This is a genomic window from Bifidobacterium tsurumiense (assembly GCF_000741765.1).
Lineage (GTDB): Bacteria > Actinomycetota > Actinomycetes > Actinomycetales > Bifidobacteriaceae > Bifidobacterium > Bifidobacterium tsurumiense.
On the sequence record NZ_JGZU01000003.1, the window covers coordinates 48,890 to 68,070 of the forward strand.

Sequence of the window (19,181 nt, forward strand, 5' to 3'; positions counted from 1 at the left end):
GTATTGCACCGTATTGTTGCTTCAATGCCACCTCTCGCAGCCGCTTCGCCCACTGTTGAACTTGTTTATATACTCGGAGCATTATTATCATCGATTTGTAAGACAAGCAACGCATTGATTAGCGGGATATTTGCTTCCACAACATGCATGAATATCCTTTACATCGGATACTTGAGGGATTGAGCGGCACGGTAACTGCCTACTAATGCCGCGATATCGGCGGAATGGAGCGATTATGGAGCATAAGGCCACAAACACAAGCAACGGATCTGAACAGTATTTCGCATCCACTCCAAGCTCTGAAGATGTTCGCCTGAGGCTTACCATTCACACTCGCGAACACGAATTCAATGTGACGACATCACATGGTGTGTTTTCGATGCACCGGCTTGATCTGGGCACTTCGGTTCTGCTCAGGCAGGCTCCACAAGCTGGTAATAGCGGCAATATGCTTGATTTGGGCTGCGGATGGGGTCCGGTTTCCCTCACACTGGCCGCAGAAAATCCCGATGCCACCGTGTGGGCATTGGATGTGAACGAGAGGGCATTGGATCTCACCCGAGACAATGCAAAGGCCAACGGCTTAGACAATATTCGACCCGTATTGGCAGATCAGATTCCAGCGGATATGCAATTCGACTGCATTTGGTCCAATCCCCCGATTCGCGTCGGCAAAGAGATACTCCACGAATTATTGATGACATGGCTTCCTCGTTTGAAGCCTCAAGGTTCCGCCTATTTGGTGGTTCAAAAAAATCTTGGCGCAGATTCGCTGATTCCTTGGCTGGTTCAGGCACTGGGAGAAGAGTTCTCCGTATCAAAATACGCCAGTTCCAAGGGCTACCGTGTTATTGAGGTATTACGCAAGGCATGAAATACGATTACCCATCCGAACTTCCTGTAAGTGCGGCGCATGATGACATTATCGAGGCCGTCACCCACGCACAAGTAGTTATTGTTTCCGGGCAGACAGGATCTGGAAAAACAACACAAATCCCGAAAATGCTGCTGGAAATGGGCCGCGGAACCCATGGCAAGCAGATCGTGCACACCCAGCCTCGCAGACTTGCCGCCCGCACTGTCGCAGAGCGCATCGCTTCTGAAATGCAGGTGAAACTCGGTGATGAGATCGGATACCAAGTCCGTTTTACCGATGAAAGCTCCGCGCATACTCGTCTCCGCGTTGTCACTGACGGCATTTTATTGGCGCAGATACAGCGGGACCCGCATTTGAGCCAGTACGACACCATTGTTATTGATGAGGCTCACGAGCGCAGCCTCAATATCGATTTTTTGCTGGGATATCTCACAGCCTTGCTCCCCCGCCGCCGTGATCTCAAACTGATTATTACGTCGGCAACCATTGATTCTGTGAAATTCAAGCAGCATTTCGAACATGCTCTGCATACTGAGGTGCCCGTTATCGAGGTGTCGGGCCGAACCTTCCCTGTACGCATTATGTATGAGCCTTTGGGAGCACCGCCATCACTTATGCAGCATGTTCCAGGTTTTGCCTCGGCAGTGGATGACGACAGCGATATTCCCGGCATGGATATGGCCACGGCTGTGGCGCGGGCATGCGCTGAGCTGGTGATTCATTCCAGTCATGACCATGGTGCGCGAGATATTCTCGTATTTGCTTCGGGCGAGCGCGATATCCATGACTTTGAACAGGCATTGCGCCATCATTACGGTCCACGGGCCGCCGATATGAGACGGCCGGATGCCATCGAAATCGTCCCGCTTTTCGCAAGGTTGTCCGCCAAGGACCAGCATCGAGTGTTCGAATCGCATGCGCATCAGCGGATAATCATCGCCACCAATGTGGCGGAGACTTCCCTGACCGTCCCGGGGATCCGCTATGTGGTCGACCCCGGTATGGCGCGTATTTCACGCTATTCCAAAACCGCCAAGGTGCAACGCCTGCCCATTGAGCCAATTTCGCAAGCCAGCGCAGATCAGCGTTCCGGACGATGCGGACGTATTGCCGACGGCATCGCAATCCGATTGTATGCACGTGACGATTATGAGACGCGTCCCCGCTTCACCGAACCTGAAATATTGCGCACCTCGTTGGGAGCCGTGGTGCTGCATATGCTTTCTGTGGGTGTGGCCAGGACAGCGGACGATATTACGCAGTTCGGATTCATCGACCCCCCGGATATGAAGGCTGTTTCGGATGGGTTCAATGAGCTCACCGAGCTCAGGGCCATAGCCCGTAAACGCGGAGAAGTAACGCTGACCCGCATTGGCCGGCAACTTGCTCGCATCCCCATTGATGTGCGCTTGGGCCGCATGATTATCGAGGCTGCACGATCCAGTACGCCGAATACCCTGGCTGCCGTATTGGTCGTGGTCGCATTCCTCAGTCTTCAGGACCCGCGCGAGCGCCCTGAGGAACACCGCGAAGAGGCCGACCGGATCCATAATCGCTATGCCGACGCAAACAGCGATTTCCTCACCGCATTGAATCTGTGGGATCGTGTTTTCCAAGCGGATGGCGAGCCAAGCAATTCCGCCATGCGACGCATATGCAATGCCGAATACCTCAATTTCCTTCGCTTGCGGCAATGGCGAGATTTGGTCAATCAATTGCGTGAAATGTGCAAGGAATTGAAATTCAAGGTCGGACAGCCCTTGCCCGCTTCCCGTCCGGCTTTGGAAATTCGACAGTTGCCCATGAATCAACAAGCCGCCCATAGTCTGTGCTGCTCGTGGGATGCGCAGGGCATTCATTCTTCCATGCTTTCAGGGTTGCTTTCCATGATGGGCATGCAGGTCATCAGAGAACCTAAGGCTTCAGATTTTGCTGGGTTGAAGGGCGCTGCAAGAGCGAGAGCCATGAAGCGTGCGGCCAAAATGTCACATAACGACTACCAAGGCGCACGTGGCACACGATTTGCGCTCTTCCCCGCTTCGACTGTTTCCAAAACCACTCCTCCATGGGTTATGAGCACCGAGTTGGTGGAAACTTCGAGATTGTGGGCAAGATATTCAGCAGCCATCGATCCGACTTGGGCTGAGCCACTTGCCGGATCATTGACGCGCACCACCTATGCCGAGCCCCACTGGTCCGCTTCACGAGGAAGCGCAATCGCCAAGGCGAAGGTGCTGCTCTATGGTTTGCCTATTGTGCAGGATCGCACAGTGCAATGGGGACGCATCAATCCCATGCAGGCACGAGACCTGCTGATTCGCCAAGGACTCATAGAAGAAGGCATACAGCAACGCTTCTCCTATGACGATTTTGTCGAAAACAACCGAGAGGTATTGGAAGACGCTGCGCAGGATGCGAGTCGCACACGACAAATCGCACAAACCGTAAGCGATGAGGACCTGTACGATTTCTATAACTCGACGCTTCCCCATGACGTGACCTCCGTTGCCGAACTCGCATCATGGTGGAAGCATGAACATGACGAGCATCCCGATCTGCTCAATTTCGATCCGTCATCGGTTGAAAGACTGCAATCTTCGGATAGCGTGAGCTTGGATGATTACCCAGATCATTGGCATACCATTGGCACAGACGGCAATCCTGTTCATTTGAGACTCAGTTACATCTATGATCCTCAGGATCCTGCTGACGGCGTGACCGTACACATCCCCATAAGCGTGTTGTCAAGAATCACTCCTGAACAATTTACGTGGAATGTGCCCGGCTTATTGGACGAGCTTATTATCGGCTTGATCAAGTCACTGCCCAAGGCATTGCGCGTTCAATTTGTTCCTGCTCCGGATACCGCTCGTGCCATTCGTGATTATATCGACGCACATTATCCTCATCTTCCCGGCACAACGGATGGAAAGACCCCCGCACTCCCCGAACCGGAACTGCAAGCTCCTTCAGGTGGTTGGCCAGATATCATCCATGTGTTCACACAAGCAGCCATACATGTGGTAGGCGCCCAATTGCACCCCGAAGTATTCAATACAGAACAATTGGCCCGACTTGCACCTCATCTGCGCATGACCTTCAGCGTGGAACAACCCTTGCCTTCCATGACACATCGTGGAAGGCGTCGTTCCCCTCGCGCAGTCAAGGTCCTTGGACACGGCAAATCCTTGGTCGAATTGCAGCGTCACTTTGCTCAGCAGGCGGAAGCTTCGGCTCGCAAAGTGGTGCACCGCAAGGCGCAGCAGGCAAGTGACAAAGGCAATATGGTCGAACGCGCCAATCTGCTGCATCAGGCCGGAGCGACCACACAATCCCGCGCTTCAATGCTTTGGCAGGCTGCATTAGAAGGCTTGCGCCTGCCTCCAGATCGCATCTCTTCTCGTTGGTTGGGCGCTGAGGCACTGATGCTGGCTTCCGCACCGTATGCTTCGACAGCCCAATTGGTAGAGGATCTTCAACTTGCTGCCGTGAAACGGCTTATGCCATCGATAGATTCCTTGACCAATGACGCAGCACTGGCTCAGGCAGTGGCAGACAATGAGCAGGTATTTGAGGATACCGTGTATGAGGTGTGCCATGACGTCATCGAGATTATGCGCCAATATGCACAGGTCGAACGAGCGGTTTCCGGAAAGGCAGACCTGCCGATGCTCTCTGTTTTGCAGTCGATCAGAGAGCATATCGCCACTTTGGTGTACCCGGGCTTTATCGGCAAAACACCGCCTCATTATCTGAAGAATATTGCCAAATATCTTCATGCCGATGCTTTGCGTCTGGATAAGGCACGCATCGATAAAAACCGAGATGTGCGGTGGGCTTGGCAAGCCGATGAAGCGCGGCAACTCAGCGAGAAAGCAGCGACTCGTGCACAGCATGAACCTGCCGGGCCTCGTCATGAAGCATTGGCGAATGTTGCCGAACAGCTTCGTTGGATGCTCGAGGAATTCTACGTCTCGCTATGGGCTCAGGAATTGGGCACGGACCACCCCATAAGCATCCAGCGTATGCAGAAAGCGTTGAAGGCAGTCGAAAAATAGGCCGCCGATCGATTGCGGAGGTTTGCAGGCCTTCGCAATCGATCGAAGTGTCGGCATACCCACAGGACCTTAATGGAATACCCGTTACAATAATCGCGGTAGGCCTTCGCCCGCAGGGTGGGGCGATATAGTTGCACTCGATTGCGTAGCGACTGCGAACGCTTGTACACAGAGCAAAACCACACAGAAGGCAACGGCATGAATTCACGGACATCAGGAAAGAAATCCACTTCGGCAAGGCGTGCCAAAAGAAAGAAGAAAAGCGCCAATCCGGTGTTGCACCCCATTCAAGCCTGGTCGACTCGTTGGAACAAAGCAGGTGTTGCTGCTCGCACTGGAATGGTCGCGGGCACAATCGTTGCCATATTGTGCGTCATAGCAGTGCTGTTCACGACCATTCGATATGTGGATTGGTCTGTTCGCGTCTCCGAAGCTCGAAGCGTCCAGAGCGAGCTAGCTGAGCAATATGACTTCAATCCGGGCAATATCATTTCCGATGGGCAGTTCTTCAACTCCAATGCAATGAGCGAAAGCGAGGTGCAGGCCTTCCTGGATGAGCAGGGTGCCGCCTGTACTTCACAGCAATGCCTGCGTACCATGACCTTCGACACTGAAACCCAGGCCGCCGATGAATTGTGCTCCGAATACACAGGAGCCAGCTCACAAACAGCTGCGCAAATCATCAACGGGGCTGCAAAAGCATGTGGCATAAGCCAGAAAGTATTGCTCACCATGTTGCAAAAGGAGCAGCATTTGGTAACCGCGACAAGCCCTTCCGATTTCCAGTTCAAATCGGCCATGGGTTTGAGCTGCCCGGATGATGCCAGCTGCGATCCGAACTATGCCGGATTCTTCAAGCAGGTGTATGGTGCCGCAAAGCGGTATCGCTATTATCTGGCGCATGAAAGCAATTACGGATACCATGCCGGCGATCTGAATTATGTGCAATACAATCCCGACTCCAGTTGCGGGGGCAGCACGGTGTTCATAGAAAATGATGCCACAGCGTTGCTGTATATCTACACGCCATATCAGCCCAATACGGCAGCATTGCAGGCAGGTGTCGGTGAGGGCGATTCGTGTTCGAGTTATGGCAACCGTAATTTCTCGATTATCTATGACGGCTGGTTCGGCAATCCTCGCAAATAAACCCACGCGAATAGAACTCATGCGCAAAGCTATAGATACTCGTTTTTCCGAACATATCTAATAAGAATCAAAGACATTATAAAGATTAGAAAACCGCTGATAAACATAGCGATACTATACGGTGAACAAGTTTTCCAAATCGAGATAGCAGACCATAAAATAATGTGGATTGCTACAATCCCATTCAGTCCAGCGAATAAATATAGAACCTTACTCATGATTATCGCCTAGCCGTTAATGCAAGAAATAAATTGGCTTAAGCTACCACTGCCAACAGCAACAAACATACCTACACAAGCGAGACATGCCGGTGCAGTCACTCCGGTGAATGCACCTACACATGCGCCTGTGCAGACTGATGCTACCAATGCGGCTAATCCTGTGCTAACTCCGAACACTATGCTTGCACACACATTAACGCTTCCACGAGTCTTTGGCTGGTTGAATTCAGCTCTTGAAACGAAGGGCACGTCCGTGTCTTTTTGTAGATAGAATTCGCCATTGATATAGCTTGTTACAGTTGAATTCCCTTTATTGTTTTCATTAACAGAAGATTCATTGTACTGAGTAACTTTTCCGCTTTCATTAAATACAATGGTCACATTGCTCAGAGGACTAAGTGTATTGTCAGCAGAAATTGTTATCAACGTCAGATTCTGAGAGGAATTAAAACGATATACAGAAAAAGCATTGTAATCTAGCCTATCATTTAACAAATGAAGCTCAACATCAGAATTACGGATAGCTTTTTCAGCTTCTGCAGTTACTTTTTGTGCTTCATCTGGTGAAACTTCCTCAATCTGAGATGCAGCGGTTTCTATCTGATTGATGCAATTAGTATCAGTGCTACAAAGAGAGCTCTTTTCAGCAGCTGATGCAGGTATTGCAAACGTTATGGTTGCTAATATGGCAGATATAAAAGCAAGTACTTTTCTAGTTTGAATAGTATTCATTTTCGCCGCTTCTCATTCCTATCTGCACCGTTGCAGGTAGGTTCTATGATACCACTGATCCAGTCAGATGAAGTGAGAAATTCAGCCTTAGCGGTTGTGTCACCTACGGGTCTGCGGCGTCTTTCGTTCCGGGTCCGTGTTCGCCTTCTCAAGGTTCTTGTTCAGCGTCACATTGAACGCTGCCTTGAAGTCCTTGCGGTTCTTGACCGGATTGTGCTCCGGTTCCGTGCCGCGCCTGACGTTTCCGGCTTCGCTTTCCTTGGCCTTCGCCAGTCTGGTTTCGAGTTCGGCTATTCGCCGCTCGTACGGCATGAGCACGTGCACCATGGTGGTCTTGTCCGCGTTGGCGCTGAAGGTGTTGACCTCGCCGTAGGTGACGGGGATTCGGGTGTCCTCCAGCCACGGCGCGGCCTGCTTCAGGAGCGCGGATCGCTCGACGGCGGTCTTCTCGGCGGCTCGGCGGAGCCGTCCGCGCGTGAACAGGTTCGCGTTCTCAGCGTCGAGCGCCTTGTCGTGCACGGGGCGGATGATCTCCCGCACCTGTCTCACCTCGTCGGGCGGCATCTCGCGCATCCGCTCCCGGACGGTTTCGAGGTTCCGTTTGGCGTTGGAAAGCTGCGCCGCCAGTATCTTTGATATCAACCACGCGCTGGACGAACCCATATGGAAGCGGCGCGTGCTTGCAGGCGCGTTCGATAATCCGCTCGCGCGTTCCATAGGGTCTGGTCGCCGACACGTCCGGCCTGTTGTCCGAGACAGGTCTCCATGAGGATGTCGCGCAGCAGCTGCACGTCTCCCGGCTCCCTCGGCTCCGTCAGCGCCGCCCAGTGATTCTGGAGTTTATATCATGCGGTGATGCTGCGGTATTTGGCGAGTACGAGCGGCACATAGCCGAATTCAAACAGCACTGCAACGCCAAGGGTCTGAAAATCGGCGAAGCCATCAACCAAGCCATAAGGGACTGGCTAAACAATGATATTTAAATATATGTATTTAAATATCTAAGGTTTTCAGGTGTCGAGGACGAGCACGAGCCCAAGAGCAGACCGGCGCTCTTAAGCCTTCCGACTGGTCCTGCCGGCATCAACCAACGCGATTCTTGCCCGGTTGCAGAGCTATTCGATCCCTGTCTTGCCCGAGCAGGGACCGTCCTACCCTTGCATTTCACAACCGTGGCAGATATTGCTGCAGCTCATACGGCGTGACCTGTCGGCGATACTCTTCCCACTCCCTATGCTTATTGCGCAGGAAATACTCGAATACATGCTCGCCCAGTACTTCGGCCACGAAATCAGACTTTTCCATAACCTTCAGTGCATCATCCAAAGAAGATGGCAAAGGACGAATGCCCATCGCCTGACGTTCTGCATCGGTGAGCTCCCACACATCGTCACTGGTGGGTTCTTCCAATGTGAGCTGTTTTTCAATGCCATCCAAACCCGCTGCAAGGAGCACGGAATATGCCAAGTATGGATTGGCAACCGGATCCAAGGCACGGAATTCCATACGCGCGGAATTACCCTTGCCTGGCTTGTATTGCGGAATGCGCAATAACGCCGAGCGGTTGTTATGGCCCCAGCAAATATAGCTAGGAGCCTCATTGCCGCCCCACAGCCTCTTGTACGAATTCACGTATTGATTGGTGACAGCACAGATTTCGGCGGCATGATGCAAAATACCTGCGGCGAATTGGCGTGCGATCAAGGACATATTGAATTCCTGACCGGCTTCATAGAATGCGTTGCCATCGCCTTCGAACAGACTCAAATGAGTGTGCATGCCCGAACCGGGTTGGTCAGCCAAAGGCTTGGGCATGAAGCTGGCATACACGCCGCGTTCAAGCGAGATTTCTTTCAAAACCGTGCGGAAGGTCATGATATTGTCAGCGGTGGTCAGTGCATCTGCATAGCGCAAATCGATTTCATTCTGCCCTGGGCCTCCCTCATGGTGGGAATACTCGACGGAAATGCCCATTTGTTCGAGCATATTGACCGAAGCCCTACGGAAATCCATGGCCGAACTGCGTGGCACATGATCGAAATATCCACCCTCATCTATGGGGACAGGCGGTCTCGACCAATCATCCTGCTGCTCGAACAGATAGAACTCGATTTCCGGATGAACGTAGAATGTGAAGCCCTTTTCCTTGGCCTTGGCCAACGTATTCTTCAACACATGACGAGGGTCAGCCAAAGATGGCTGTCCTTCAGGGGTCAAAATATCGCAGAACATGCGTGCTGTACCCTGGGAATTCCCTTGCGTCGGCAAGAGCAGGAATGTGGACGGATCCGGCTTGACGATCATATCGTCTTCGGAAACACGGGTCATGCCCTCTATGGCTGAACCATCGAATCCAATGCCTTCGTCAAATGCGGATTCCAATTCAGCCGGTGCGATGGCCACGGATTTCAACGTCCCCAAAACGTCTGCAAACCATAAACGAATGAATCGAACATCGCGTTCCTCGACTGTGCGAAGCGCGAACTCCTGTTGTTTATCCATGTCGACCATGGTTGCACGCAAATATTACGGACTGTTAACAGTAAACGCTCTGTGTCATGGCATATGGATGCCGAGTTGAAGCAGGGATTTCAGCCCATAATGCTTATGTCCCCTTGGATCGAGGCCGCACACTCCGAGGGATTCCCTGCGAGCGGCATGAAGGTGGATCGTCGGGGCATGTGAGAAACATACAAGACATACAATCAGTGCAGCTCGTGCCGTAAGCGATCATCATAGGTATCGCCTACGGCAGTTCTAACCTCTTATATCCCATCGAGTCACAGGCCACTGTGAACCATGCGAAGTACTCGACAACGAAGATCGGCGAAAATCGGGGGCAGGAAGCAACTGCCCCGAATATGCGACTAATCTTCCTGAGCCACCTGCAAAGCCTCCTCCAAAGTGAAGGCTCGGGCATACAACGACTTGCCCAAAATTGCGGAATCCACGCCAACTTCAGACAACTCTTTGATGGCACGCAAATCGTCAAGTGAGCTGATGCCGCCCGAAGCCGTGACCTTGGCCTGAGTACGCTCCGCCACTTCGCGAAGCAGTTCGATATTCGGACCGCTCATCATGCCGTCTCGCGAAACATCGGTGACCACATACCGTGAGCATCCTGCCTCATCCAGCATGGCCATGGTCTCGAATAGATCGCCGCCTTCTTTGACCCATCCACGGGCGGCAAGCGTATGGCCACGAACATCCAATCCGACAGCGACACGATCCCCGTACCGTTCGATCACCTTGGCAGTCCATTCGGGATTTTCCAAAGCCGCAGTGCCGATATTCACACGTGCCGCTCCGGCTTCCAAAGCTGATGACAAACTGTCATCATCACGGACTCCGCCGCTCATTTCAATATGAACCTGGTCTCCCAATTCACTGACGATATCGCGAAGCTGGGCACGATTATTGCCGGTTCCGAATGCTGCATCCAGATCCACCAGATGAATCCATTCAGCTCCTGCTTGCACCCAAGTACGGGCTGCTTCCAAAGGGCTGCCGTAATCTGTTTCCGAACCGGATTCCCCTTGGCGAAGTCGAACAGCCTTGCCGTCGCGCACATCGACGGCGGGTAGCAAAGTAAGGGACATGTCATGCCTTTCTGTGTGGCGGGTGGTTATTGCGTCCTGTATATTCGGCGGTATTGTGTCGTGGTTTTCGATGAAGTCTGAACCGTATCAACGGTATTGCTTCATCGGCATTATTGCTTGCAGACATCCAACCAATTGCTCAACAGTCTTGAGCCGGCCTCTGCAGACTTTTCGGGATGGAATTGTGTCGCGAATAACGAGCCTCGCTCATAGGCTGCGACGAATGCGCTATTCCCATAGGTGCACCATGTTATGCGCTCGTCATCCTGCGAAGTATCGATGCCGTATTCCGTCAAATCCGGAGCAGACGCCTGCATGGCTGCATATGAATGAACGAAATACATCCTTTCATGCTGTACTCCGTCAAACAACCTAGAATCCGCAGGCGCCTCGACGGTATTCCAACCCATATGCGGCACCACATCGGCATCGAGCATACGGACATCGCCTTTGATCACGCCCAGTCCTTGTGTTGCGATCCCATGCTCATCCCCACTGGAAAACATGATCTGCTGGCCAACGCATACACCGAGCACCGGCTTTCGTTCTCTCAATCTATCGATGACGACCCGATCGCCACCGACCTGCTTGAGGCCTTCCATGCATGCGCGAAACGCTCCGACTCCCGGGACCACCAAACCATCTGCCTCAACAGCTTGGCGGTAATCCGATGTCAAGCTCACATCGGCTCCGATATTCGCCAAAGCGCGCACCATGGAACGCACATTGCCGAAGCCGTAATCAAAAACCACTACCGAAGTCATTATTTGCTCCTTGCATCGTGACTATGAGCGAGCACGCGAACTTGGGAATGCTCAGTCCTAATCGCGGGGAGTTTTCCCCTCTCGGCCAAACCTCATATGTCGTGCGATAACCGCCATGGCGTCATCCCTGGTCAAATCCGCCGAATTGCTCGAATGAATGCCTTGTTGCTTCAACATATCAACCGAGGCCAATCCAAGCATCACATCCTCGACGAAATTGGGCGCCGAGGCAAACACGATGGGCGGGGACAATGAGTCGCCGGACTGACCTTGCACATACAAGGTCGTTTCCAGTTTGTCTGCTCGATTCACCACAAGCACAGCCGATAATCCTGAAACCACTGTGGTCAGATCCTTGATGGCAGCTTCGGGACCGTCACCATCCAGATTGTGCAAAACCGCCACAGCACCTTGCTCAGAGGCGAGGCAGTCCGCAGAAATATCAGAAAGCTGACAGAATGCCGCCAAAAGTTCATCCGAAGCCAGTCTGGTCACCATAACCGCGGCTTTGGCCTTATTGCCAAGCAGTCCCTCGAGTTCGTCGTCAAAACCGCTTATCGGATCTTGTGCATCCTCGTCCCCGGCTGCTGATGTGTTGTCTCCATCGGATTCTTGCTGTGCAAATTCCTGTTCGAATCCCGCCAGAGCACGCTCCAGATCCTCGTCACTGAAATGCGACTCCTCAGGATCCATATCATCATTGTGTTGAGTTCCGGAAATACCGTTATCAGAGCTCATTTACAGGGCTCCCTTGGTGCTGGGAATGCCGTGGACACGCGGATCAGGTTCGATTGCGACACGAAGTGCACGCGCCAAAGCCTTGAACTCTGCCTCTGCAATATGGTGCGGATCACGGCCTGCCAAAACACGCATATGCAGGCAAATACCCGCATGGAATGCTATGGATTCCAAGACGTGCCGTACCAACGAGCCGGTGAAATGGCCTCCTATCAAGGCAAATTCAAACCCTTCCGGTTCTCCTGTGCACACTGCATATGGCCGCCCTGAAATATCGACCACTGCGGTTGCCAGAGCCTCATCTAATGGGACCGTGGCATCTGCAAATCGTCTGATGCCGCGCTTGTCTCCCAATGCCTGACGCAAGGCTTCACCGAACACGATAGCCGTGTCTTCGACGGTGTGATGCACATCGATATCAGTGTCTCCACTCGCCTTGATATCCAAATCGATAAGAGAATGCTTGCCCAAAGCGGTCATCATATGGTTGTAGAAGGGGACGGAAGTGTCAATATGAGTCTGACCAGTACCATCCAAGTTCAAACTCAGTTCAACTCTGGATTCGCTGGTTTCACGAACTATGCTCGCAGTGCGTGCCATAACGCTCCCTCTTCCGGCAGCTTCTCATGCCGGATGCTGATATTATTCCGCTTCGACTATACGCAAGACTTCGGTCAAGGCCTTATGGAATTGTTCCATTTCCGCATCGGTGCCTACGCATACGCGAAGCCATCCTTGTGGACCGACGACGCGAATGAGTACGCCTCGCTTGAGAAGCTCATCGAATATGCGTTCGCGCTTGTCGAAATGGCCACCGAATAAGATGAAATTCGACTGCGATGGAGCCACCTGCAAAGGCTTGCCCTTATAGGTTTGTTTTGCAAGCCAACGGGCACTGTGTTCACGCAGATCCCGCAAATGATCCACTTGGCTCAATTGCTCATCGGTATGCTCGAATGCAGCCAAAGCAGCCGCCTGGGTCAACGCGGACAGATGGTACGGCAACCGAACGATACGCACAGCATCGATTATGCCTTTGCTTGCCGCAAGATATCCAACGCGGGCACCAGCGAAAGCGAAGGCCTTGCTCATGGTACGGCTCACCGCCAAATTGGGATGGCGCTCGATCAAACTCAAAGCGCTCGGAGTGCCAGGATCGCGGAATTCGGCATATGCCTCATCCACAATCATCACAGGATGCACACCAGTCAAAGCACCTTCGACATCAACCTCATTGCACACTTCGAGCAATGCTTCGATATCTTCCAAAGGCAGTGGGGTACCTGTGGGATTGTTCGGACTGGTCAGCACAACCATAGAAGGCTTCACTTCCCGTATGGCCTGAGCCGTTCGCTCGACATTCACGGTGAAATCGTCATCACGAGGAATGGTATGCCATTGCGTAAAGGTGTCACGCGCATATTCCGGATACATGGAATATGACGGATCACAGCTCAGTGCACTCCGGCCGGGTCCACCGAAGGCCTGGAAGAGCTGCAGCATAATCTCATTGGAACCATTGGCTCCCCAGAGCTGCTCAACCTCGAAATGCACGCCGGCTTCCCGCTCGAGATACGCTGCAAATGCCTTGCGCAATTCGATATGTTCACGGTCAGGATAGCGGTTCAGGCCTGTTGCTATTTCGCGCACGCGACGCGCTATGGCTTCCACCACTTCAGGGGCCGGTTCATAAGGATTCTCATTGACATTGAGGCATACGGGCACGTCAAGCTGAGGTGCACCATATGGTTCCTCCCCTGCCAAATCATTGCGCAAGGGCAGATATTGCGGAATGGCATTGGATGAGGAATCACTCATCGCAGACCTGCTTCCTCTTCTTGACTGCGAAGTGTCGCCTTGTCGTAGGGATCCTTGACGAAACGAGACAATACGCTTTCGCCATGGGCCGGCAAATCCTCTGACACTGCAAAAGTGTTGATGCGTGAGGCAAGAGCCTTCAGACCCTGCTCGTCATACTCGATGACCTCAACGGGCTTCATGAATGTGTGCACACCGAGGCCAGCCGAGAACCGTGCGGTACCAGAGGTAGGCAGCACATGGTTCGATCCGGACATGTAATCGCCCAATGGCACTGGAGAATATGGACCGCGGAAAATCGCTCCGGCATTGTGGATGCGCGGCACAATAGCGTCAGGATCCTCAGTCTGGATTTCCAAATGCTCGGCTGCATATGCATTGGCGGCATCGATGGATTGATCCAATCCATCGGTAAGAATTATGCCGGATTGACGACCGGTAAGCGAAGTGTGCACACGCTGGGCATGCTCAGTGCGCGGCACGCGGCGGTCAAGGCTTTCCTGAACCTTGCGGGCCAACTCTTCACTGTCGGTAATCAGCACCGATCCTGCAAGCTCGTCGTGCTCGGCTTGACCGATAAGATCGGCCGCAACCCATTCAGGATTGGCCTGAGCATCGGCAATAATGGCGATTTCAGTAGGTCCGGCAACCGAATCGATGCCCACAATCGAGGAGACCAGGCTCTTGGCGGTTGCAACGAAGATATTTCCCGGGCCGGTAATCTTGTCAACCGGTTCGCACAGAATTTCGCCGTCCTGTGGCTCGCTGCCGCGAGCGCCATATGCAAACATGGCCACCGCTTGCGCACCACCGACTGCATACACTTCGTCAACACCCAATATTGCGCATGTCGCAAGAATGGTCTTGTCTGGCAAGCCATCGGCATTCGCACGGCTTGGAGGGGTTGCCACTGCCAGCGATTCGACTCCAGCTGCCTGAGCCGGAACAACATTCATAATCACCGAGCTCGGATACACTGCCTTGCCGCCGGGGACATATAGGCCGACTCGTTGCACAGGAATCCAACGCTCAGAAACGCGAGCGCCCGGAGCCAGATCCGTGTGGAAGTCCTCCGGAACCTGGGATGCGCACACTGCACGAGAACGCCTTACGGATTCCTCAATAGAAGCGCGCACATCTGCGTCCAACTCATCCAAAGCCTTCTGCATCGCTTCGGCAGGAACTCTGAGATGCTCCACGCGCACATGATCGAATTTCTCGCCGAAATCGCGCAAAGCCGCAGCTCCGCGGGACTTGACATCTTCGAGAATCGGGCGCACCAGATCGGAGGCCTCATTGGTTCCCATTTCGGCACGTGGCATGGCGTCAAGCATCTCTGCCCGAGTAAGCCGCTTTCCACGTAGGTCTATGATTCGCATGGTGTTCTCACTCATACCTCACCATCGTAACAACCACCTGTCACGAAACCTGCGGATACCAAGCAAATCAACCATATGCTGAGACTGAGGCATTCCAGATACACAGTGCCTCCACCCGTTGTTTTTACGGATGGAGGCACAATCATCTGCAATCTCAGGCCCTCATCAGGTCACAGCGCTATGCCGCAGGCAGACAACTTGGGCCGAATAGGGTTTTAATTTCCGCAAACAAACTGGTATCTCGCTTCACCCTGAACCTGTCACCGAAGGTCATGACCTTGGCATTGCCCTTTTGATCGAGCACAGCAAGCCTGACTTCGCAATATCCCGGATGGCTGCTAATGACCCTTCCCAATTGCATCATGCGATCACAGCTCAAGGCGATCAGAGGCAGTGTAATGACCAGCGGACGCTCATCGGCTGCCTCAAGAGTCGGCACTTCCATTTCAGTGGCTCGCAGGCTCACGGTCTCATCTCGCACTTCCACCTGGCCTCTGATGCGCACCACCTGGTCGATGGCAAGATCCTGGGAAGCCGCTTCATACACCTTGCCAAAGAACATACATTGGATTGAGCTTTCCATATCTTCTATCGTGACGATGGCCCATGGATTGCCTTTTCTGGAAACACGGCGATCCACGCTGGTCACCAGACCGGCAAGGGTTACCTGCTGCCCATCGCCCATCGTCTTGGCACGATCAACCAGGTGTGCAATCGACATTTCACGCAAGCCGGCAAGAACCGCACTCATACCGCTCAATGGATGATCGGAAACATACAGACCCAGCATTTCTCGCTCGAAATTCAGCTTGGTCTTCTTATCCCACTCTTCAATATCGGGGATATTCACCTGGGCATCTCCCATGGCTTCGACACCATCGTCCACATCGGCGAAGAGATCAAACTGGCCTTCCGCCTGCTTGCGCTTGAGGCCGACCACCGATTCGATTGCGGCTTCATGAATCTGGAACAAAGCCCTGCGATTCGGATCAATGGAATCGAATGCACCGGCCTTGATCAGGGATTCCACCAGTCTCCTGTTCAAAGCTGTCAAAGGCACTCGGCGGATAAAGTCCATAAAACTGACATAGCGTCCGCGAGACTGCTCTCGTTCCTCGATAATGCCCGCCACCGCTTTATCGCCGACATTGCGGATGGCGCCGAGTCCGAATCGGACAACATCTCCGACTGCTGAATACTCCAAAACTGATTCATTGACATCCGGTGGCAAGACCCGAATGCCCATACGACGAGCCTCACCCAAATACAGGGCGGTTTTATCCTTATTCGTGCGTTCGTTCTGCAGCAATGCCGCCATGAATTCGACCGGGTAATGCGTTTTCAGATACGCGGTCCAGTATGAAATCAATCCATATGCAGCAGAGTGCGCCTTGTTAAAAGCGTATCCGGAGAACGGCACCAGCACATCCCAAACGGCCTGGGCAGCCTCTTCGGAATATCCATGCTCCTTCATTCCCGCGAAGAACGGAACCTGTTCCTTGGCCAGCACCTCCGGCTTCTTCTTACCCATGGCTCGACGCAGCACATCTGCCTTGCCCAAGGAATATCCAGCCAAAATTCGTGCCGCAGACTGCACCTGCTCCTGATAGACAATCAGGCCGTATGTTTCGTCAAGCACCTCTTTCAAAGGCTCGGCGACCTCGGGATGAATCGGTATGATCTCCTGTAAACCGTTTTTGCGCTTGGCATAGTTGGTATGCGAATCCATATCCATAGGACCTGGACGATACAGCGCGATCAAAGCGGAGATATCATTGAAGTTATCCGGCTTCAAAGTGCGCAGCAATGAACGCATGCCGTCGGAATCCAACTGGAACACACCCAAGGTGTCGCCTCTTGACAGCAGTTGATACGTTTCCTTGTCATCAAGCGGAATCTGCGTGTAATCAATGGGGTCTTTGCCATTGTTCTTGACGTTGCGCAACGTGTCTCGAATAACCGTCAAATTGGAAAGCCCGAGGAAGTCCATTTTCACCAAGCCGAGCGTTTCACAGGTGTGGTACTCGAAAGTGGTGGTGACGGTGCCGTCGGTGCGTTCCAGCAAAGGCGAGGTATCGGTGATAGGAGCCGAGCCCATGATGGTTGCGCAGGCATGCACACCTGTTTGGCGAATCAGGCCTTCGATGCCCATTGCCTGTTCGGTTATGCGCTTGACATCGTTATCTTCGTCATACAATTCGCGGAATTCGCGTGCCTCCGCGTATCGCTTCGAGGATTCGTCGAAAATATCCTTGAGACTGACGTCCTTGCCGTTTTTGCTAGGAGGCAGAGCCTTAGTTATGCGTTCGCCCGTCGAGTAGTCGAAACTCATAATGCGCGCGGAATCCTTCAAAGCCTGCTTGGTTTTGATGGTTCCATAGATCACGCATTGCGCGACCTTGTCACGACCGTATTTGTCGCCGACATAATCCAATACCTTGGCTCGTCCGTCAGGATCGAAATCCACATCGATATCAGGCAACGAGACTCGCTCAGGATTCAAGAAGCGTTCGAAGATCAGACCATGCTTCAAAGGATCGAGTTCGGTGATGCCCATGGCATACGCAACCATCGCACCTGCCGCGGAACCACGGCCCGGGCCAACCATGACTCCGTGATTCTTTGCCCAATTGATGTAATCAGCCACCACCAGGAAGTATCCGCAGAACTGCATCTGACAGATAACGCCGCACTCATAGTCGGCCTGTTTCAACACCTCGATGGGCACATTGCCGTTGTATCGCTCTTCCAAGCCTTCCTCTACCTTGCGCAGGAAAAGTGAGGTCTCGTCCCAGCCTTCAGGGCAGTCAAAGCGTGGCATGAAGGCGCCATCCTCATGATCGTCGAAGATGACATTGCAACGATCGGCTATCTCCAAGGTATTGTCGCAGGCCTCGGGAAACTCCTTGAAGAGCTCGCGCATTTCCTGTGCCGATTTGATGTAATAGCCTGAGCCATCAAATTTAAAGCGGTTCGGGTCATCCAGGCGGGAGCCCGAATTGATGCACAGCATGGCATCCTGCGCTCCGCGATCCGCCTCATGCACATAATGGGAATCATTGGTAGCCAGAAGCGGTGCGTCGAGTTTCTTGGCAATCTCCAATAATTGTGAGGTGACTCGCTGCTCGATGGCCAAGCCATGATCCATCAATTCGATATAGAAGTTATCTCTGCCGAAGATATCCTGCATTTCTCCGGCAGCTCTCAGGGCCTCGTCGAACTGCCCGAGGCGCAGGCGCGTTTGGATAATTCCCGACGGACAACCGGAGGATGCGATAACGCCCTTGGAATATGTGGACAATACGTCCTTATCCATACGGGGATACCTCATGACGCGGCCTTCGAGATTGGCCACGGAAGAAGCCTTCATCAGATTGACGAGACCTTCATCGTTTTCAGCCCACATGGTCATATGGGTGATCAAACCGCCACCGGACACGTCGTCAGATCGCTGATCTTCTGTGCCCCAATGAACCCTTGACTTGTCTTGACGGGCCGTTTCAGGCGTCACATAGGCCTCTATGCCGATTATGGGTTTGATTCCGGCCTGCACGGCGGTGCTCCACAGTTCATAGGCACCATGCATATTGCCATGATCGGTTATAGCGATTGCAGGCATCTCCAGTTCTTTTGCACGTGCCACCAAATCCGGTATCTTCGAAGCACCATCCAACAACGAATAGTGTGTGTGATTGTGCAATTGAACAAAATTGCCTGTTGAACCGCTCCCTGTTGCCATGCCTAACAATCTAACCGTTGAATCTGACCTTATGCTCGTATAGAAACTCGATTATGCAACCCGCACCGCAAGCCTGCAATCAACACGCCGGATTCAGGCCGCATGTC

General features: G+C 52.9%; 13 protein-coding genes. 3 read left to right on the forward strand and 10 right to left on the reverse strand.

Annotated elements, in window-relative coordinates:
* The first annotated feature begins 235 nt into the window (after positions 1-235).
* The 3 genes from BITS_RS01095 (at position 236) to BITS_RS01105 (ending at position 6,084) form a co-directional block, all read left to right on the forward strand.
* Entirely contained in the window at positions 236-874 is a 639-nt protein-coding gene (locus BITS_RS01095) for a class I SAM-dependent methyltransferase (RefSeq protein WP_026642966.1), read from the forward strand.
* On the forward strand, positions 871-4,935 hold the full coding sequence (gene hrpA / locus BITS_RS01100) for an ATP-dependent RNA helicase HrpA (RefSeq protein ID WP_026642965.1): 4,065 nt from the start codon (positions 871-873) through the stop codon (positions 4,933-4,935). Before BITS_RS01095 ends, hrpA begins: the two co-directional genes overlap by 4 nt.
* A 198-nt stretch (positions 4,936-5,133) precedes the next feature.
* The gene (locus BITS_RS01105; protein WP_238556510.1) at positions 5,134-6,084 is read left to right on the forward strand and encodes a hemagglutinin; all 951 of its coding nucleotides are present in this window, start codon (positions 5,134-5,136) and stop codon (positions 6,082-6,084) included.
* Between the two features lie 227 nt (positions 6,085-6,311).
* Here BITS_RS01105 and BITS_RS09050 read toward each other — a convergent pair whose 3' ends face one another.
* The 10 genes from BITS_RS09050 to dnaE form a co-directional block, all read right to left on the reverse strand.
* Positions 6,312-7,037: a hypothetical protein gene (locus BITS_RS09050; RefSeq protein WP_026642962.1), complete on the reverse strand. Its 726-nt coding sequence runs from the start codon at positions 7,035-7,037 to the stop codon at positions 6,312-6,314.
* A gap of 99 nt (positions 7,038-7,136) precedes the next feature.
* The gene (locus BITS_RS01110) at positions 7,137-7,754 is read right to left on the reverse strand and encodes a hypothetical protein (protein WP_152571147.1); all 618 of its coding nucleotides are present in this window, start codon (positions 7,752-7,754) and stop codon (positions 7,137-7,139) included.
* A 447-nt stretch (positions 7,755-8,201) separates the two neighbouring features.
* Entirely contained in the window at positions 8,202-9,539 is a 1,338-nt protein-coding gene (locus tag BITS_RS01115) for a glutamine synthetase family protein (RefSeq protein WP_026642961.1), read from the reverse strand.
* 365 nt (positions 9,540-9,904) lie between these two features.
* Positions 9,905-10,636, reverse strand: a complete 732-nt coding sequence (gene priA / locus BITS_RS01120; protein WP_026642960.1) for a bifunctional 1-(5-phosphoribosyl)-5-((5-phosphoribosylamino)methylideneamino)imidazole-4-carboxamide isomerase/phosphoribosylanthranilate isomerase PriA — start codon at positions 10,634-10,636, stop codon at positions 9,905-9,907.
* Positions 10,637-10,746: 110 nt separating this feature from the next.
* Positions 10,747-11,400, reverse strand: a complete 654-nt coding sequence (gene hisH / locus BITS_RS01125; RefSeq protein ID WP_026642959.1) for an imidazole glycerol phosphate synthase subunit HisH — start codon at positions 11,398-11,400, stop codon at positions 10,747-10,749.
* A gap of 57 nt (positions 11,401-11,457) precedes the next feature.
* Positions 11,458-12,138 carry a hypothetical protein gene (locus BITS_RS01130; protein WP_034534458.1) on the reverse strand — a complete coding sequence of 227 codons (681 nt, stop codon included), beginning with the start codon at positions 12,136-12,138 and terminating at the stop codon, positions 11,458-11,460.
* Positions 12,139-12,738 carry an imidazoleglycerol-phosphate dehydratase HisB gene (gene hisB / locus BITS_RS01135; RefSeq protein ID WP_026642957.1) on the reverse strand — a complete coding sequence of 200 codons (600 nt, stop codon included), beginning with the start codon at positions 12,736-12,738 and terminating at the stop codon, positions 12,139-12,141. It abuts the gene before it with no gap.
* Between the two features lie 42 nt (positions 12,739-12,780).
* A complete protein-coding gene (locus BITS_RS01140) occupies positions 12,781-13,956 on the reverse strand; it encodes a histidinol-phosphate transaminase (protein WP_026642956.1) in 1,176 nt (391 codons plus the stop codon).
* The gene (hisD, locus tag BITS_RS01145; protein WP_026642955.1) at positions 13,953-15,350 is read right to left on the reverse strand and encodes a histidinol dehydrogenase; all 1,398 of its coding nucleotides are present in this window, start codon (positions 15,348-15,350) and stop codon (positions 13,953-13,955) included. The genes BITS_RS01140 and hisD overlap by 4 nt, the downstream gene beginning before the upstream one ends.
* Before the next feature lie 163 nt (positions 15,351-15,513).
* Positions 15,514-19,074 (reverse strand): DNA polymerase III subunit alpha, encoded by a 3,561-nt coding sequence (gene dnaE, locus BITS_RS01150; RefSeq protein ID WP_026642954.1) that lies wholly within the window; start codon positions 19,072-19,074, stop codon positions 15,514-15,516.
* Positions 19,075-19,181 lie beyond the last annotated feature (107 nt).

Excerpts from the sequence above, each read along its gene's own strand:
- hisD (WP_026642955.1), bottom strand. The coding sequence starts at position 15,350 with ATGAGTGAGAACACCATGCGAATCATAGACCTACGTGGAAAGCGGCTT.
- BITS_RS01105 (WP_238556510.1), top strand. The coding sequence starts at position 5,134 with ATGAATTCACGGACATCAGGAAAGAAATCCACTTCGGCAAGGCGTGCC.
- priA (WP_026642960.1), bottom strand. The coding sequence starts at position 10,636 with ATGTCCCTTACTTTGCTACCCGCCGTCGATGTGCGCGACGGCAAGGCT.
- BITS_RS01115 (WP_026642961.1), bottom strand. The coding sequence starts at position 9,539 with ATGGATAAACAACAGGAGTTCGCGCTTCGCACAGTCGAGGAACGCGAT.
- dnaE (WP_026642954.1), bottom strand. The coding sequence starts at position 19,074 with ATGGCAACAGGGAGCGGTTCAACAGGCAATTTTGTTCAATTGCACAAT.
- BITS_RS01130 (WP_034534458.1), bottom strand. The coding sequence starts at position 12,138 with ATGAGCTCTGATAACGGTATTTCCGGAACTCAACACAATGATGATATG.
- hisH (WP_026642959.1), bottom strand. The coding sequence starts at position 11,400 with ATGACTTCGGTAGTGGTTTTTGATTACGGCTTCGGCAATGTGCGTTCC.
- BITS_RS01110 (WP_152571147.1), bottom strand. The coding sequence starts at position 7,754 with ATGGAACGCGCGAGCGGATTATCGAACGCGCCTGCAAGCACGCGCCGC.
- BITS_RS09050 (WP_026642962.1), bottom strand. The coding sequence starts at position 7,037 with ATGAATACTATTCAAACTAGAAAAGTACTTGCTTTTATATCTGCCATA.
- hisB (WP_026642957.1), bottom strand. The coding sequence starts at position 12,738 with ATGGCACGCACTGCGAGCATAGTTCGTGAAACCAGCGAATCCAGAGTT.
- BITS_RS01140 (WP_026642956.1), bottom strand. The coding sequence starts at position 13,956 with ATGAGTGATTCCTCATCCAATGCCATTCCGCAATATCTGCCCTTGCGC.
- BITS_RS01095 (WP_026642966.1), top strand. The coding sequence starts at position 236 with ATGGAGCATAAGGCCACAAACACAAGCAACGGATCTGAACAGTATTTC.
- hrpA (WP_026642965.1), top strand. The coding sequence starts at position 871 with ATGAAATACGATTACCCATCCGAACTTCCTGTAAGTGCGGCGCATGAT.